This window comes from Denitromonas iodatirespirans, from assembly GCF_018524365.1.
In the GTDB taxonomy this organism is placed as follows: Bacteria; Pseudomonadota; Gammaproteobacteria; order Burkholderiales; family Rhodocyclaceae; genus Nitrogeniibacter; species Nitrogeniibacter iodatirespirans.
In genome coordinates, this window is the sequence record NZ_JAEKFT010000027.1 from 24814 (window position 1) to 41370 (window position 16557).

At 66.5% G+C, this 16557-nt stretch carries 16 protein-coding genes; 7 read left to right on the forward strand and 9 right to left on the reverse strand.

All coding sequences use genetic code 11. The features are described 5' to 3' along the window. Positions 1 to 3 precede the first annotated feature (3 nt). Genes I8J34_RS19080 through I8J34_RS19095 form a run of 4 tightly spaced genes read left to right on the forward strand, consistent with a single transcriptional unit; the run spans position 4 to position 2122 of the window. Positions 4 to 315, forward strand: coding sequence for a P-II family nitrogen regulator (locus I8J34_RS19080; RefSeq protein WP_214363227.1), 312 nt, complete (start codon positions 4 to 6; stop codon positions 313 to 315). Positions 316 to 345: 30 nt separating this feature from the next. After that, a complete protein-coding gene (locus tag I8J34_RS19085; RefSeq protein WP_214363228.1) occupies positions 346 to 528 on the forward strand; it encodes a DUF1289 domain-containing protein in 183 nt (60 codons plus the stop codon). Between the two features lie 44 nt (positions 529 to 572). Continuing rightward, positions 573 to 1214: a 2-hydroxychromene-2-carboxylate isomerase gene (locus I8J34_RS19090; protein ID WP_214363229.1), complete on the forward strand. Its 642-nt coding sequence runs from the start codon at positions 573 to 575 to the stop codon at positions 1212 to 1214. Then, positions 1211 to 2122, forward strand: a complete 912-nt coding sequence (locus tag I8J34_RS19095; RefSeq protein ID WP_214363230.1) for an MBL fold metallo-hydrolase — start codon at positions 1211 to 1213, stop codon at positions 2120 to 2122. Before I8J34_RS19090 ends, I8J34_RS19095 begins: the two co-directional genes overlap by 4 nt. Before the next feature lie 143 nt (positions 2123 to 2265). Here the strand turns inward: I8J34_RS19095 and I8J34_RS19100 are convergent, their stop codons facing one another. From I8J34_RS19100 to I8J34_RS19140, 9 genes are all read right to left on the reverse strand, one after another. Next, on the reverse strand, positions 2266 to 3792 hold the full coding sequence (locus tag I8J34_RS19100; protein WP_214363231.1) for a TRAP transporter large permease: 1527 nt from the start codon (positions 3790 to 3792) through the stop codon (positions 2266 to 2268). A 2-nt stretch (positions 3793 to 3794) separates the two neighbouring features. Further along, positions 3795 to 4484, reverse strand: a complete 690-nt coding sequence (locus I8J34_RS19105) for a TRAP transporter small permease subunit (protein WP_214363232.1) — start codon at positions 4482 to 4484, stop codon at positions 3795 to 3797. A gap of 84 nt (positions 4485 to 4568) precedes the next feature. Continuing rightward, positions 4569 to 5705 (reverse strand): TRAP transporter substrate-binding protein DctP, encoded by a 1137-nt coding sequence (gene dctP, locus I8J34_RS19110; protein WP_214363233.1) that lies wholly within the window; start codon positions 5703 to 5705, stop codon positions 4569 to 4571. A 292-nt stretch (positions 5706 to 5997) separates the two neighbouring features. Next, on the reverse strand, positions 5998 to 7266 hold the full coding sequence (locus tag I8J34_RS19115) for a diguanylate cyclase (RefSeq protein ID WP_214363234.1): 1269 nt from the start codon (positions 7264 to 7266) through the stop codon (positions 5998 to 6000). Next, positions 7263 to 7805 carry a YfiR family protein gene (locus tag I8J34_RS19120; RefSeq protein WP_214363235.1) on the reverse strand — a complete coding sequence of 181 codons (543 nt, stop codon included), beginning with the start codon at positions 7803 to 7805 and terminating at the stop codon, positions 7263 to 7265. Before I8J34_RS19120 ends, I8J34_RS19115 begins: the two co-directional genes overlap by 4 nt. Continuing rightward, positions 7802 to 9709 carry a TonB-dependent receptor plug domain-containing protein gene (locus tag I8J34_RS19125; RefSeq protein WP_214363236.1) on the reverse strand — a complete coding sequence of 636 codons (1908 nt, stop codon included), beginning with the start codon at positions 9707 to 9709 and terminating at the stop codon, positions 7802 to 7804. The genes I8J34_RS19120 and I8J34_RS19125 overlap by 4 nt, the downstream gene beginning before the upstream one ends. A gap of 267 nt (positions 9710 to 9976) precedes the next feature. After that, complete coding sequence (locus I8J34_RS19130; RefSeq protein WP_214363237.1) at positions 9977 to 11113, reverse strand: HD-GYP domain-containing protein; 1137 nt, start codon at positions 11111 to 11113, stop codon at positions 9977 to 9979. 24 nt (positions 11114 to 11137) lie between these two features. Beyond that, positions 11138 to 13210, reverse strand: a complete 2073-nt coding sequence (locus I8J34_RS19135; protein WP_214363238.1) for an ATP-binding protein — start codon at positions 13208 to 13210, stop codon at positions 11138 to 11140. Between the two features lie 248 nt (positions 13211 to 13458). Next, positions 13459 to 14559 carry a substrate-binding domain-containing protein gene (locus I8J34_RS19140; RefSeq protein WP_230411918.1) on the reverse strand — a complete coding sequence of 367 codons (1101 nt, stop codon included), beginning with the start codon at positions 14557 to 14559 and terminating at the stop codon, positions 13459 to 13461. A gap of 233 nt (positions 14560 to 14792) precedes the next feature. On the opposite strand from I8J34_RS19140, the gene rapZ reads away from it, so the two are divergent. From rapZ to I8J34_RS19155, 3 genes are read left to right on the forward strand one after another with little or no spacing between them, the layout of a single operon-like run. Further along, entirely contained in the window at positions 14793 to 15662 is an 870-nt protein-coding gene (rapZ, locus tag I8J34_RS19145; RefSeq protein WP_214363239.1) for an RNase adapter RapZ, read from the forward strand. Further along, the gene (locus tag I8J34_RS19150) at positions 15659 to 16048 is read left to right on the forward strand and encodes a NusG domain II-containing protein (protein WP_214363240.1); all 390 of its coding nucleotides are present in this window, start codon (positions 15659 to 15661) and stop codon (positions 16046 to 16048) included. The genes rapZ and I8J34_RS19150 overlap by 4 nt, the downstream gene beginning before the upstream one ends. Next, the gene (locus I8J34_RS19155) at positions 16029 to 16556 is read left to right on the forward strand and encodes a Gx transporter family protein (RefSeq protein ID WP_214363241.1); all 528 of its coding nucleotides are present in this window, start codon (positions 16029 to 16031) and stop codon (positions 16554 to 16556) included. The genes I8J34_RS19150 and I8J34_RS19155 overlap by 20 nt, the downstream gene beginning before the upstream one ends. Position 16557: the final 1 nt, after the last annotated feature.

Here is a 16557-nt window from a genome sequence, read left to right on the forward strand (position 1 = left end):
GCCATGAGCCTGGCCAACGACCGTATCCGCAAGCTGCTGACCATCGTCACCGAAGGGGCGATCGAGAGCGCGCTGGTGCGCGACCTCGACCGGCTCGGCGCGCATGGCTACACCATCACCGAGGCGCGTGGCAAAGGGCGTCGCGGGGTGCGCAACGCCGGCTGGGATGCGAGCAGCAACATCCGCATCGAGGTGGTGTGCAACGACGACACCGCGGCCGCCATCGCCGCCCACCTGCAGGCGCAGTACTACGACAACTACGCGATGATCCTGTGGGCGAGCGAGGTCGAGGTGCTGCGGCCCGAAAAATTCTGAGCCCGCGCGGCTCGCCAGCCAGGAGCGCCCATGTCCGAATGCATCGGCATTTGCGAGATCGACCCCGATTCCGAAACCTGTATCGGCTGCGGCCGTTCGGCCGACGAGATCTTCGGCAACGACCACAGCGACGACCCGACAGACGCCGACGTCCAGCCGCCGCCGGCCGATCATGTGCCGATCACGCCGGACGATGCGCAGCCCGTCGACTGACGAATCCGCTTCGTGACGCCGCCGCGCCCCCCGAGGAGACCCCCATGCGCCCCTCCGTCGATTGGATATTCGACTTCATCTCGCCCTTCGCCTACCTGCAGTCGCAGCAGCTGTCCGCCGTGACCGCAGTGGCGGCGGTGCGCCCGGTGCCGGTGGTCTTCGCCGGTCTGCTCGACCACTGGGGCCAGCGTGGCCCGGCCGAGATCCCGGCCAAGCGGCGCTTCACCTACCGCCATGTGCGCTGGCTGGCCGAGCAGGCCGGGCTGCCGCTGGTGTTTCCGCCGGCGCATCCGTTCAACCCCATCGCCGCGCTGCGCCTGGCCGTGGTGGCCGATGAGCTGGCCGCGATCCAGGCCATGTTTCGCGTCATCTGGGGCGAGGGGCTGGACCCCAACAGCGAAGCCGGCTGGGCGGCATTGAGCGCCGCGGCCGGCTTGTCGCCCGAGGCGGCCCGCGAGGCGGTGGCGCAGCCCGACTGCAAGGCGCGCCTGCGCGCCAACGGTGAGGCCGCACTGGCTACCGGGGTGTTCGGCGTGCCCACGCTGCTGGTCGACGGCGAACCCTTCTGGGGCGTGGACGCCACGGCCATGGCGCTGGCCGCGCTCGCCGACCCGGCGCATTTCGCCTCGGCCGAGTACCGCCGGCTCGACACGCTGCCCGAGGCGGCGGGGCGGCGCCCGTCATGAGCCGCCTGCCCGCATCCATCCGTGTGCTCGAGCGCGGCTGGCTGTCGTCCAACAACATCCTGTTGTTCGACGGCGACCGCGCGGTGCTGGTCGACACCGGCTATGTCAGCCATGCCGAGCAGACCGTCGCCCTGGTGCGCAGTGCGCTCGACGGCCGCCAGCTCACCGACATCGTCAACACCCATTCGCACTCCGACCACATCGGCGGCAACGCCGCCGTACAGCGCGCCTTCGGTTGCCGCATCACCGTGCCCGCCGGCATGCATGACGCCGTCCAGCAATGGGATGAAAACGCCCTGCTGCTCACCGTCGCCAAGCAGACCGGCGAGCGCTTCAGCGCCGATGCCAAGATCCACCCCGGTTTCGAGCGCGACATGGGCGGCCTGCATTGGGAGGCGCTGGCCGCGCCCGGCCACGACATGGACGCGCTGATGTTCTTCAACCGCGACCACGGTGTGCTGATCTCCGGCGACGCCCTGTGGCGCGAGGGCTTCGGCATCCTGTTCGCCGACGTGCTCGGCACCGGCGACGGCATCGGCGAAGCGCGTCGTACCCTCGATGCCATCGCCCGCCTGCCGGTGCGCCATGTCATCCCCGGCCACGGCGCCCCCTTCGTCGAAGTCGACGAAGCCCTCGCCGCCGCCTACGCCCGCCTGCGCGCCTTCGAAGAAGACGGCCGCCGCATGGCCCGCAACGCCATCCGCGGCTGCACCACCTTCTCCCTGCTCGACATGCGCCGCATGCCCCTGGCCGACCTCCCCGACTGGCTCGAGCGAACGCCGCTGTTCCGCATCGCCAACCAACGCTTCCTCCACGAAACCCCCGAGCGCCTCGCCGACTGGCTGATCGACAGTCTGGTCAAGGCCGGCGTGGCAAAGCGCGAAGGTGAGTGGTTGGTGGCTGCCTGACGCTCACCGTCGGCAGGGCGTCGCCCGGATACAGCGCAGCGGAATCCGGGTGCAGTCGTTGTGCGAGCAACATGTAGTTCGGGTCGATCAACCGCCCATCCCGGATTCCGGCCTTCGGCCTGCATCCGGGCTACATGTGACGCCTACCCATACACCAGCGTCGGCAGATAGGTCACGATCCCCGGCAGCAAGATGCACAGCAGCAGCCCGAGCACCTGCAGCGCCAGGAAAACCAGCGCCGAGCGGAAGATGGTGGCCATGCTGATCGACTCCGGCGTGACGCCGCGGATGTAGAACAGGGCGTAGCCGAAGGGTGGGCTGAGGAAGCTCATCTGCATGTTGACCAGGTAAATCACGCCGAACCACAGGGCGACCTTGTCGCCGGGCACGGCGGGCAGGCCGAACAGGCCGTCGAAGGTGAGCGCCTTGATGATCGGCACGAAGATCGGCACCGCCAGCAGCAGGATGCCGACCCAGTCGAGGAACATGCCGAGGATCACCAGCAGCACCATCATCAGGAACAGGATGCCGTAGGGCGACAGCCCCGTGCCGAGGATGGCGTCGCTGATGAAGGTCTGGCCGCCTTGCAGGATGTAGAAGCCGACGAAGATCGAGGCGCCGAAGATGATCCACAGCACCATGGCCGAGGCTTTGACGGTGCTGACCGAGGCCTCTTTGAGCGCGATGAGGTTGAAGCGCCGGTGCATGATGGCGACGATGATGGCGCCGAAGGAGCCGATGCCGGCTGCTTCGACGGGCGTGGCGATGCCGGCGAAGAGCAGGCCGAGTACCAGGATCACCAAGATCACCGGTGCCACCAGCTTGAGCAGCAAGCGCAGTTTCTGCCCCAGCGAGATGCGCTCTTCGGGCGGCACTGCCGGGCCCATCTCCGGGCGCAGCCAGGTGCGCAGCAGCACGTAGGCCACATACAGGCCGGAGAGCATCAGCCCCGGCAGCAGCGAACCCAGGTACAGCTCGCCGACCGACTGCTGCGCCACCACGGCATACAGAATGGCCAGGATCGAGGGCGGAATCAGGATGCCCAGGGTGCCGCCAGCCATGATCGAACCCAGGGCGATCCGCGGGTCGTAGTTGCGTTTGAGCATGGCGGGCAGGGCGATGATGCCCATGGTCACTACCGCCGCGCCGATCACGCCGACCATGGCGGCGAGGATGGTCGAGGCGATGATGGTGGCGGCCGCCAGACCGCCGCGCAGCCCGCCCATCCACTGGTAGATGACGTCGAACATCTCCTCGATCAGCCCGGCGCGTTCGAGCATCGAGGCCATGAAGATGAACAGCGGAATGGCCGCCAGGTCGGAGTTGGTCATCATCGGGAAGATGCGCGAGGGGATGATGTTGACCATCACCTGGCCGCCGATAAGGTAGATGAACACCACGCCGAGGCCGCCGGTGACGAAGGCCAGGGGCAGGCCGAGCATGAGCAGCACCAGCAGCGAGCCGAACATGATGTAGGTGAGTTCGCGAATCTCCACGTCTTCGAGCAGGCCGGCGGTGGTGAACAGGAAGCGCGCGTCCTCGTAGGGGTCGTAGAACAATACGTTGATCAGCTCGACGCCGAAGACGAACAGGGCGGCGCCGGTGGAGAGGATGAGGGCGGCGGTGCCGAGGCGGCCGGAGAGACTGCGCGAGGCGGTGGATGCGGCCATGTTCAACCCTCCCGTCCCATGCGCCGGAACAGGACGATGTCCTTGATCAGCTTTGAGATGCCGGCCAAGAGCAGCAAGCTGGCGCCGATCACCATGGTGGCCTTGACCGGCCAGTACTGGATGCCCCAGGTCTCCACCGTGGTCTCGCCCATGCCGTAGGAGGACATGAAGAAGCCCCATGAGGTGCCGAACAGCGCGATGGCGAAGATGAAGAAGAACACCGAGGTGAAGATGTCCATGCCCACGCGCCCGCGCGGCGGCAGCTTGATGTAGAGCACGTCGACCCGCACATGCCCGCCGGTGAGCAGGGTGTAGGCGCCGGCCAGCAGGTATTGCATGCCGAACAGCAAAAAGCACGACTCATGCACCCAGATGGTCGGTTGGTTGAACACATAGCGCATGATCACTTCGTAGAAGTAGGCGACCACCGCATTCACCGTCCAGAACGCAACGAAGATGCCCGACCACTTGCTGAGCGCATCGATCACGCGGGTCACGCCAGTCTCGACATGCAGCGCCGGGTCTTCCTCGGCGAGCAGCTCGGTGGCGAGTTTTTCGTCCGGCGTCGGCGCTTGCGGCTGGCGGGCCTCCTGCCAGCGGGCCCAGGGGATGAAGATCAGCGGCATGATGGCCAGCCAGCCCCAATACACCAGATGCGGCAGCACGAAGCCGAAGTCGGGTTCTGTGTTCATGGATGCGTCTCCTCCAGCGTGGCGCGCGCAGGCCGCACCGCGCCGGGCAGGCCGGGCGGTGCGGTGCTTCGGGTCGGAACGGATCTAGAGGCTCTGCCCCTTGATGTCGGCGGCGGTCACGTAACCCATGATCGGATTCATCATGTAGTCGAGCTGGAGCTTGAACACCTCCGAGGCGGCCTTGTCCTTCTTGGCCCACTTGTACCAGATCGGGATTGCCGCCCGGCGGAAGGCGTCCAGATCCTGCGTGCTCATCCGGTTGATCACGCTGCCGGCCTTCTCGAACTTCTCGAGCGCCTCGACATTGCGCTTCTGGATCGACACATAGTGATTCACCGAGTAGGTCTTCACGCGGTCCTCGACCATCCGCTGCATCTGCGGCGACAGGCCTTTCCAGGCGCGCATGTTGACCGTCAGGTCCATCAGGTCGACCGGCTGGTACACCGACATCAGCCCCGGCGGGCCGAACAGGATGTACTTGGTCACCTGCGCGAAGCCCAGGTCCCAGTTCACTGCCGGGCCCACATAGTCGGCCGCGTCGATGGTGCCCTTTTCGAGCGCCGGGAAGATGTCCGAGCCCGGCAGGCTCACCGTGCTCGCGCCGAAGGCCTGGAACACCTCCGACACCATGCCGCCGGGCACGCGCAGCTTGAGGCCCTGGAAGTCCGCCACGCTGGTCACCGGCTTCTTGGAGTGGATGATGTTGGCGTCATGCTGGATCGGCCCCACATACACCAGGCCGAATTTCTCATAGATCTTGCGGGTCATCTCCAGCAGGCCGAGCCCGTAGAACATGGTGTCCCACTGCGCCGGCTGGTCCGGCCCCACCGGGTAGGAGGAGAGGAAGACACTGGCCGGCATCTTGCCCGCCCAGTACAGGGTGAAGGGGTTCATGCCGTCGAGCACGCCGGTCTGCACCGATTCGAACAAGGCGTTGTTGTCGGCCGCGACCGCCTTGGCGCCGAAGGGCTGGATCGACAGCTCGCCGCCGGTGGCCTCCTTGAAGCCGTTGCACCATTCCTCGAACAGGGCGTAGCCGGTGGTGCCGGCGTCCCAGGTGGATTGCACTTTCCAGGTCTTGCCTTTGGCCGCTTCGGCATTGCCGATGAACGGCGCGCCGGCGATGGCGGCGCCGCCGAGTGCGGCATGGGTCAGAAAGCGGCGTCGGCCAGCTACGGATGTTGCCGGCTGTGCTTCCCGTGTCGGGATTATTGTCTTCACAGGGGTCTCCTCCGGATCAGTCACAAGGGGGACGGACCGGCGGCCCGCCCTGCGGCGTCGTCCCGGCGGGGCGACGCCGCCTGCCGGCTGCCCGTCGCACGGGCGGCAGAACCGACCTTGCGACCCAGACGCACCGACTTTCTTAGAGTAGGTCGACATCGGCCAATCCGCTGGCGCCATGTGCGGCAGGGTGTGGCAAATGCCCTGGCAAGGGCGGCCGGTGAGGAGATGGCGCTTCGCTGAGCGCTGCGCCGAGGCCGCTCGCGTCGGCGTCAAGCTGCGCCTTGCCTGCTTAGGGGCGCGTGGCTTCTCGCGGTGGTGGGGTATCCGACATGTCGGGCGAGTAGATCCGGAATCCGTTCTTGCCTTCCGTTTTCGCCCGATACATGGCGCAGTCGGCGGTGCGCAGCAATTCGTCGACGGTGTTCGCGTGTTCCGGACAGCCGGCAAGGCCGATGCTGGCCCCGATCACGAGCTCCTTTCCGTCGATCACCTCGGGGCTGCACAGCGCGTCGACGATCTTTCCGGCAAGAACGCTCGGGCCACTCAGGTCGGTCACGCCATCGACGATGACGGCAAACTCGTCGCCGCCGATGCGGCAGACGAAGTCGTTGTTGCGCGAGACCTGCGTCAGCCGGCGAGCGACCTCTCGGAGGAGGGCGTCCCCGACATCGTGTCCATGGGTATCGTTGACCGTCTTGAAGTTGTCCAGGTCAATGAACATGAGGCAACAGCGCGTGCCATACCGCGAGGTGCTGGCAACCGCCTGATGGAGGCGCTCCATGAAATAGTGGCGATTCGCCAGGCCGGTGACGTTGTCGTAGTAGGCCATCTGGCTCAGCTTCAGATCGCGCCGCCGGATGCCCGAGAGCATGTCGTCGAACGCGTGCGACAGCTTGCCGATTTCGTCGGAGCCGTAGTCGCCCTGCCGCGGCGGCGGGTAGTCTTGATGCTCGGAAACGTAGTTCGCAAGGGCCAGCAACTCGGACAGCGGACCGGTGATGCTCTCCTTCAACCACTTGGAAAGCCGCCATGCAATGGCAACCCCGACCGCGGTGGAGAACAGGACCACGAGCAGGTAGACGGTCAGCCGATCCCGCAGCGGCGCGGTACTTGTCTCGATGACCAGTGCACCGACGATATCCTGCTTGAGGCGAACCGCCCGGCTCACGACGATGCTCCCGCCGAGGTCCGAGGTCGCGTCCGGGAAGACCGGGTTCGGCGGTGGTTTGGTGCCTTCGGTGGGCGCGAGGTATTGCGCGAGCACCGTACCGTCAGGCAGAAATACGGCGCCCTGCCTGACATGGGGGGAGGCGCGAAGCGCATGGAGAATCTCGCCGGCGGCCGCGGCATCGGAAAACGCGGTGGCCGCCACGATGTTGTCCCGGATGATGCTCGCCTGTACCTCGGCCTCGGCGACGATCGAACGGCGGATCGAGTAGTACTCGTAGCCAAGTGTGATCGCGACGACCGGGAGTAGCGCGACCATGACCGCGATGACGTTGATGAACGACAACTTGCTCTGGATCGGCAGGCCGCTGAAACGATCCTTGAGTTTCATTCGGTTTTCACCCGTCGGGCCAGGCCGAGCAGTTTGGAGCTGAAGCTGATCTGGGCGTGCTTGGCGGGGCCGAGATCGACCTCGAAGCCGAGGCGCCGATCGGCCCGCAGCAGCGTGATCATCGTCGGTACATCGATCAGCGCCCGATCGTCGGCGACTGTCAGCGCTGGGGCGCCGTGCAAGCTGCGGAGCAGGCGGGTGGCGCGGTGACCACCGAATTCGCCGACATAGAACAGCCGGCACTCCGCCACATCGGTCGTCGAGGTGACCCGCACAGGGTTCAGCGGCCGGCCGTCGATCGTTTTGCCACGCATTTGTTCGAGCGCGTCGACGATGTCGTCCTGGCCGAGAATGCACAGGTCGAAACGCCCGCTTTCTGCGGCCTGGCTGGCCGGCCACTCGACCAGTTGCGCAAAGTTGTAGAGATAGGCCGCCTTCATCGCGAACTCGGGCACCGCACCCGTCTGCGTCGCACCAGACAGGGGCTGACAGGCCCACAGGTAGGCCAGGCAAAGAAGCGCGCGACGAAGACGCTTCATTTGAAGCGGTACTCCATCTGGAACCACACGTTCCGGCCATCCGCCGGATAGGCGCCTTCCGGGGTCACCTGCGCCTCGCTGATCTCGCGGTAGTCGGCATTCCCCACGTTGCGAACGGACACACTCGCAAAGAGGTTGTCCCAGTGTCCGCTCAGGGTCAGGTCGGCGACCGTGTGTGCCGGTTCGTAGGTGTCGGCGTCGTTGAGGCGGCGACCGAGGTAGCGGACGGCGGCCCCGATCCGAAGTTGGCCCGGTAGGGGCGCGCTCAGGTTGAGTTTGCCGATGTGGCGGGCCAGATTGGAGGGCACGCGGCCATCCTCGCGTTTCGCATCCTGATGGGCGTAGCTGGCCCGCAGGCGGATACCGTTGTCCCACACGTGTTCGAGCTCGGTTTCGAACCCCCGGGAGTCGATCGCTCCGAAATTTCCTGCGACCCAGCCCAGCTGCAGGTTGTAGATATAGTTGTCGATGCGGTAGCGGTAGACCGAAGCGGTCAGACGCGTTCTGGGCCCGAACATCTGCTCGAGTACCAGCTCGGTGGTGGAGACGCGCTCGACGAGCGGGTCGGGCGCCCAGGATTCGGAAGCGGCCGTCTGCTGGCGATGCGCCTGTCCGGCCGACAGCTTCAGGGTCGTGCCTGTGCCGGGTGTCCAGATCAGCGCGGCACGCGGGTTGAGCCTGGAGCGGCGCCCTTGTCGGGCATCCAGTCTGGCGCCGAAACTGAAACGCAGCGCATCGCTGAGGGTGATGTCGTCGTAGCCATACAGGCTGGTGGTTCGGCGGTATGTCCAGTCGCTCGCCGAATAGTCGAAATCCGGATCGTCTTCGCTGAACCCCTGGCGGAAGTCATCTCGGTATTCGACGCCGGTCACGATGGTGTGCTTGTCGAACCACGTCCCGACGAGCTTCGCATCGACGCCGCGCCAGTCGCCGCCGGTGGACAGGCGGTGCCTACCGTCGCGGAATGTCCACCGATACCGGCCGTAGTAGAAGTCGACCGATGTCTTGAGTGCCGGCCCCAGCTCGCCGTCGTAGCGCAACCGGGCGAAGGTGCTGTCGTCAACGTCCCGGCCATTCTCATGTGGCACCCAGCGTTTGGCCGACGCGGTTTCGAAGGTCCAGCCCGCGTAGCCCGCTTTCAGGAAATAGCGGCGGTTGTGGTCGTTCTCGTAGCCTTTTCCTTCGAATCCGGGGCTGACGTCGTCTGTCGACATCGTGCGGCCATCGCTACTGAGGCCGGAGGCCGATACGAGCAGATCGAGCCCGCTGTCGAATTGCTGGCCGAACGCCACCCGCTTGCGCCGCCATCCATGGCTACCGGCGTCCGCGCCGAGCGTCACGCCGCCGACGGCACGGCCCTTTTTCGTAATGACGTTGATGACGCCGAGGAAGGCCGAGTCGCCGTAGCTGCTCGACCCCGAGCCGGGAATGTACTCGACCCGTTCGATCAGCTCGACGTCAAGCAGGCCGTCGGCGCCGAAATAGGTTTGCCCGTAGTAGTTGTCGGGGGCCCGGTAGCCGTCGATCAGCAGTGTGATCCGGCCCGAGAAGCTCCCCGCGTTGCCGTATCCCCGCCCGCTGAGAAAGCCGTAGTAGCGATTGTGCGACATCGCTACGCCACGCATGCTGTCGAGGATGTCGCTCAGCGTCCGGTAGCCGTAGGTTCTGATGTCTTCGGCCGTGACGATGGAAACCGCGGACGGCGCGTCGCTGATCTGCCGCGCCAAGCGGTCGGCGGTGATGATCTCGGTGTTCAGCAACTCTTCGAGGGGGCGGTCGGAGAGCGCCAGGGCTTGGGCGGATGCGGCCGTGGCAGAGCACATGGCCAGGGTAAGGGCACAAACCAGCAGTTTTCGCGACCACGCCTGCGCGCGCGCCATGCCAGCACTGACTCGCTCCAGCATTCGTTGTTCAGTCCCCGTACCGCTCGAATCCAGCCGCGAAATAGAACGCGATCCCAAGGCAGCCCCTCGACAGAAGGGAGTACCCACTCCGGGCCCATGGTTGGGCGCCGATTTTACCCGAAAGATTGGCGAAAACCTGATGATTTCTATCGGTATTTTCCGGCGCCAGGGCTTGTTCTGGGCTCGCCCAGCGATCCGGGGGTGAAACCGGGTGGCTCCCGGCTCCGCGTCGCTACGGCTGCAGCCCGGCGCGCCTTCAGCGCAGGCTCATACCGGAGAGGGCGATGTGTTCGATGCTGCGGAGAGGCTACCGGAAGGCGCATCGGTCGGCGCAAGGGGTGGGCACGAGGCCGGGCCCCACGTGGTTGAGATTCTGCCGGAGAAGTCGATTTGGTAGCCCTTGTGGCGAAACAGGTTCAGGGCCACTTCGACGACTTCCGAGTCGAACAGATCGCCGCGGTTGACCTCGATCTCCGTGAGGGCCGCTTCGATCCCCAGGCCTGGGCGGTAGGGGCGGTGGGAGGCCATGGCTTCGATCACGTCCGCCACGGACAGGATGCGCGATTCGGGCAGAATCTGTTCCCCCTTGAGCCCGTTGGGATAGCCCGAACCGTCCAGGCGCTCGTGGTGCTGCAGCACGAACTGGGCGATCGGCCAGGGGAAGTCGATTTCCTTCAGGACTTCGTAGCCGTCCTGCGCATGGTTCTTGATCAGCTCGAACTCCAGCTTGGACAGACGGCCGGGCTTGTTGAGAATTTCGGCCGGGATCTTCACCTTGCCCACGTCATGGACCACGCACGCGAGCCGCAGGCCTTCGACCCGGTGCTCGCTCATGCCCAGGTCCCGGGCGATGGCCGCGCCGATCTCGGCGACCCGCCGCTGGTGGCCCGCCGTGTACGGGTCGCGCATTTCGACGGTTGCGGCGATCGCCATGACCGAATCGAGCAAGGTCTTTCTCAGCTTCAACTCGCTCTGGTGGAGCGAGTGGGTCCGCTCCGCCACGACGTCCTCAAGCCGATGGCGCAGCCGATACAGCTCCAGATGGGTGTGCACGCGGGCGAGTAATTCTTCCCGCTGGAACGGTTTGGTCACGTAGTCCACCGCGCCGATCTGCAGGCCCTTGACCTTTTCTCCGGTTTCCGCCGAGGCGCTGACGAAGATTACCGGCAAGTCGCGGGTGCGCTCGTCCTGCTTGAGTCGCGTGCACACCTCGAAGCCATCCATGCCCGGCATGTTGATGTCGAGCAACACCAACTCGGGGGGCTGTCTCATTGCGGCCCCCAGCGCCAGTTCGCCGCTGATGGCCGAACGTACTTGGTAGCCTTCGCCCCGCAGGATATCGGTGAGCAGCCTCAGCGAAGCCGGGGTGTCGTCGACGGCGAGGATCTCTCCCTTGTGTCGCATGGATGGCCTCCCATTCGCCCTGCGCTAGCCGTCCTGCCGGTCCGATGCCTCGAGTGCGGACAGGATGGCTGCGTAGTCGAATTCGTGAACCCGTGCTGTCAGTATCGCTCCAAGTTCGGCATCTGTGTGGCCAATCTTCTCCACGATGGCCTCGATGCTTTCGTTGTCCAGCCGCTCGAGCGCCTCCCTGAAACCGGTGCGCAACGCCTCGGGCAGGGACGACATCCGCTCGGCGGTGAGCGCTTCACGGGGCGCGGCCGGGGTCGGCGAGTGCGCCGGGGCCCGGAACCGCAGTCCGAGCTGTCGTGCCAGGCAGGCATGGATCTCGGCGAACCGGAAGGGTTTTCGGATCAGGCCGTCGACGCCGGCGGCGAGAACTTCGGAGTGCTGTTCCTTGAAGGCCGAGGCCGTGACCACGACGATCTTGACCTTGTCGCCACCGGGCATCCGTCGAATGCGCCGGGTCGCTTCCAACCCGTCCATGACCGGCATCTGCCGATCCATCCAGATCAGGTCCGGGTGCCATGTCTCGAAGAGCCGGAGCCCCTCCTCGCCGTTGGACGCACTGCGGACCGGCAGGCCGAGTTCGGTCATCAGGCGTTCGAGCAAGAGCCGGTTCTCGGCATGATCCTCGACGACGAGAATACGATGCTCGGGCTGGCCGGGCGCCAGTTCGGTGGCGGTGCCGTGGCCGGTGTTTTCGCTTCCCAGCTGGCGCACCTCGTCCTCGGTGGGTAATTCAAGCGGCAGATCGACCCGGAACAGCGAACCCACCCCCGGGGTGCTCTCGACACGGATGTCGCCATCCATCAAACGGGCGAACTGGCGCGCAATGGCCAGGCCGAGGCCGGTGCCGCCACGCGCCGAATCGTCGCCCACCTGAACGAAAGGCTGGAAGACGCTTGGCAGCGCCTCAGGGGGAATCCCCGGGCCGGTATCCTCGACCTCGATCAGCAGATGGCTGCGCGCGTTGTTCTTGACGCCCAGGCGTATCACGATCTCCCCGTGCGTGGTGAACTTGACCGCGTTGCCGATCAGATTGAACAGGATCTGGCGAAGGCGTGCCTCGTCGCCGCGAATGTAGCGGGGGAAACGGGACGACTGGTCGAGCGTCAGCGTCAGCCCCTTCTGCTCGGCGCGCAGGCGCATGCTGTCGTGCACGCCGCACACCATCGCCCCCAGATCGAAGGCGGCGATCACCAGTTGAAGCTTGCCGGATTCGATTTTTGCGATTTCCAGGACATCGTTGATCAGGGCCAGCAGGTGCTCGCCGCTGCGATTGATGATTTCCACGCTCTCGCGCGCGACCGGTTCCAGGCCGGGGTCCTCCCGGAGGATGCAGGAGAACCCGAGGATGGCATTGAGCGGCGTGCGCAACTCATGGCTCATGTTGGCCAGGAAGACGCTCTTCGCCTTGTTCGCCGATTCGGCCGCATCCCGTGCCAGCAACAACTCGGTCGTGCGCACCGCCAACTGGCGCCGGTCCTCCTGAAAGCGCGCGAGCGCACGTTCCATTTCGTCGATCTCATCGCCGGCGATCGTTGCAGACATGCCGTCTCGCCCCTTGCCGGCAGGCACCGGGCCTGTCCGGTCGTCCGCCCGAAGCGCGTCGCTGACCCCACGCAGGCGGCCCAGCACGCGACGCCCGAGAAACCAGTGGGCAACGACCCCGGCCGTGATCAAGCTGGCGGCCATCAGCACGAACACCCATCGTTCGTTACGACCGGTCAGTCGATCCAGTTCCTGGAGCGTCGCCCGATACTGCCGGCTCGACGACTCCGATTGGGACTGGGCGACCCGAACCAAGGCATCGGCCCGGGTGCGCAACTCCGAGAGCGTACGTTGCTCGGTGGCGTCAGAGGGCGTGGCGCGGGCGTCCCCCGCCGCCGCTGCGTCGGATCGCAGCCGGCGCTCCCGCAGCCGCGCGGCGATGTCGGCGGTATTGCGGAACAGCTGGCTCGAATGGCGCAGCTCGAGCAGGACCGTGCTCTGGTCGTCCGCCGCCAGCAGGTCGACCAAGGCCTCGAATTTGCCCAGATGCGTCAGCATGCTGTCGTAGCTGTCGCGCAACTCATCCAGCGCGCCGGCATCCTTCAAGCGATAGGTTTCGCGCTCGATGAGCAAGGTGTTCTGCACCAAGTCCTGGGCCCCCTGCATCTGGACGAGCTGCTCGCCGGCCAGGGCCCGGATGGTGCCGGCGGAGGCGTGCAGGGCATAGATGGCCATGAGGCCGCTGGCCATGACCAGCAGGGCCCCCACCACGGTCGCCATCAGAAACTTCTGCCGCAAGGTGTGCGGGCGCCAGAGCGACGGGAGCACGAGACGTTTCACGCGACCGGCCTCCGCTACCGTTGCCAGATCCGCCGGTATGCCTGCCGGTAACCGTTGTCGGGGTCGAAGAACAGCTGTGGGCCGGCATCGACGTTCTCGGGCGTGACCAGCTGAAACGGCGGCACGTAGCCGCTGATGGGCTCGCCGGAGAGCAGGCGATTGAGTTCATCCACCAGTTGCCAGCCCTGGAGGTTGAGCGGCTCGGCCACCGTGCCGCGCTGGAAGGTGCCCGCCTGAATACGCAGGAAGGCCCCGGAACTCCCGTCGCCGGCCGAAAACAACTGAACGTCCCGACCCGCTTTGGTCAGTTCGGGGGTCGCGTAGTCGAAGTAGATGTCGTTGATGGCCAGGGCGTGGGTCCAGGACGCGCCGTAGCGGGCCAGCAGCTCGCGCGTCTCCTTGGCCATCGTTTGGGCAGAGGAGGAGATCGGAATCGGGCGCACCGCCAGCAAGGTACACCCTTGGCAGTCCCGGATCAGCCCGGCCATCGCATCGGCCTTGCGCATCGCAATATTGAAACTCGGGTCGGTGAAGATGACCACGCCGAGCGGCTCCGGGCTGCTCACGATGGCGGCCATGGCGGTGATGCGGGCCACTTCCAGCGGGTCGGTCGACACATTGATGGCGACATGTTCCGACGCGCGTACGCCAGCCGTGGCGCCCACATGCCAGCCGACCACGGGGATGTTGCGCCGGGAAAACGCCGCCAGCCGGGCATCGAGGCTCCGAGCGTCGCTGCCGATCAGGATGACGCCGTCCGGGTCCATCGCCAGCGCGGCGTCGATCGCCTGGCGGCGCCCCCGGGGCGTGCCGTGCGCCACGAACAGACGCACCTCCCACGCCACCACCTGCGCGGCCTCCTCGACGCCTCGGGCGACACCCAGCACGCCGCCGTTGCGCAAGTCCTCGCAGATCACGGCGATGCGCTTTCCGGCCTGCGCCGCCGGGCCGGTTTGCGGCCCCTCCCAACGGCTCGATAGCGCGCTGGCACGCATGACCGTTTCGCGCATGCGCTCCAAGGTCGGGTGCGCTGTCGGCTCGGGGGACGCGACAGCAGGGGGCGACATCAACAGGACCGTCGCGAACATCAGGAGGACAACACGGATCGTCTGCACAAGCACTCTCCTCCCCGGCAACCGACGCTTCGGCGCACCCGGGTACCCGGTTCTTCCGGTTCGACCATATTGCCGCAAAGCCACACTCGCCGGCAGGCTTTCTTGGCCGGCGCGCCAACAACTGCGCAAACGACCGCCGCTTGGGCCGGTCGTGGGCCTGTCGGCGCCGCCGCCTCGGTGCCAGATGGACGCATTGGCTGTACACTGGGCAGCATCTCCACGCGGGGTGCCCCATGCAGATCGTCCTCATCAGCGGCTTGTCCGGTTCGGGCAAGAGCGTTGCCCTCAATGTGCTGGAAGACGCCGGCTACTACGTGGTGGACAACCTGCCCGCCACGCTGTTGCCGCAACTCGTCTCGAACCTGCGCGGTAGCGGCTACCAGCGCGTGGCGGTGGCGGTGGATGTGCGCTCGGGCACCTCGATCGCCGCGCTGCCCGGCGAGGTCGAGCGGCTGCGCGAAATGGTCGAGGACGTGCGCTTCATCTTCCTCGACGCGCGTGACGACACTCTCATTGCCCGCTTCTCCGAAACCCGCCGTCGCCATCCGCTGGGCGAGGAGAACGTGACGCTGGCCGAAGCCATTGCGCGCGAGCGCGAGGCGCTCGACCCGATCGCCCAGCTCGGCTACCGCATGGACACCAGCGACACCCAGGCCAACACTCTGCGCGCCTGGATCAAGGATTTCATGCAGCTCGAAGCCACCGCCGGGCTCACCTTGCTGTTCCAGTCCTTCGGCTTCAAGTACGGCATCCCGGTCGATGCCGACCTGGTCTTCGACGTGCGCTGCCTGCCCAACCCGCACTACGACCCCAAGCTGCGCCCGCTCACCGGCAAGGATCAGGCGGTGATCGACTTCCTCGAACGCATCCCCGAGGTCGGCCGCATGGCCGAAGACATCCGCCGCTTCGTCGCCAACTGGCTGCCGGCCTACATCCGCGACAACCGCAGCTACCTCACCGTGGCCATCGGCTGTACCGGCGGCCAGCACCGCTCGGTGTATTTCGCCGAGTGGCTGGCCGAGGCCTTCGGCAGCAGTGTGCGCGTCATGGTGCGCCATCGTGCCTCGGCGCGCCGGGCGCAGGACGGCCAGGGCCACGCATGAAGCTGGCCTGGCATGAGTGGCGCGCCGGCTTCCGCCCGGGCGATGCGCTGGTGGTCGCGGGCGGTCTGCTGGTGTGCGTGGTCTCGGCGCTGAGCCTGTGGCAGGGCGGCGTCGCCCGCTGGGCCGAGGTGCGCGCCGGCGGCAAGGTGGTGGCCCGCCTGAGCCTCAACCAGCCGGCCGACATCGCCGTGGACGGCCCGCTCGGCCCCACCCGCGTGCAGGTCGAACCCGGCCGCGCCCGTGTGTTCAGCGACCCCGGTCCGCGCCAGTACTGCGTATTGCAGGGCTGGCTGACGCGTGCCGGCGCGGTGGCCATCTGCGCGCCCAACGAAGTCAGCCTGCGTCTGCTCGGCGACAGCCCGGCCTATGACACGCTCAACTATTGAACTGCCCGTTACCGCCGCCGATGTGCGCATCGCCCGCTATGCGGCGGCGGCGATCGCGCTGTCGGTGGCCGAGGCGGCCATCCCGCTGCCGCTGCCCGGCGTCAAGCCCGGGCTGGGCAACATCATCACGCTGATGGTGCTGGCGCGCTGGGGCTGGCGCGAGGCGGCCTGGGTGGCCTTGCTGCGCGTGTTTGCCGCCTCGTTGGTGCTCGGCCAGTTCCTGGCGCCGGGCTTCTTCCTCAGCCTCAGCGGCGCGCTGATCAGCCTCGCCGTGCTGGCGCTGGCGCAGCATCTGCCGGCGCGCTGGTTCGGACCGGTGAGCCACAGCGTGCTGGCCGCCTTCGGGCATTTCGCCGGCCAGCTGCTGGTGGCCCGGCTGTGGCTGGTGCCGCATGACGGCATCTTTTACCTGCTGCCGGTGTTCGCCTTCGCTGCCGTGCTGTTCGGCACCGTCAACGGCCTGGTGGCCGCCTACCTGGTGCGTCACGCGCCGTCGCGCCCGGTCTGAG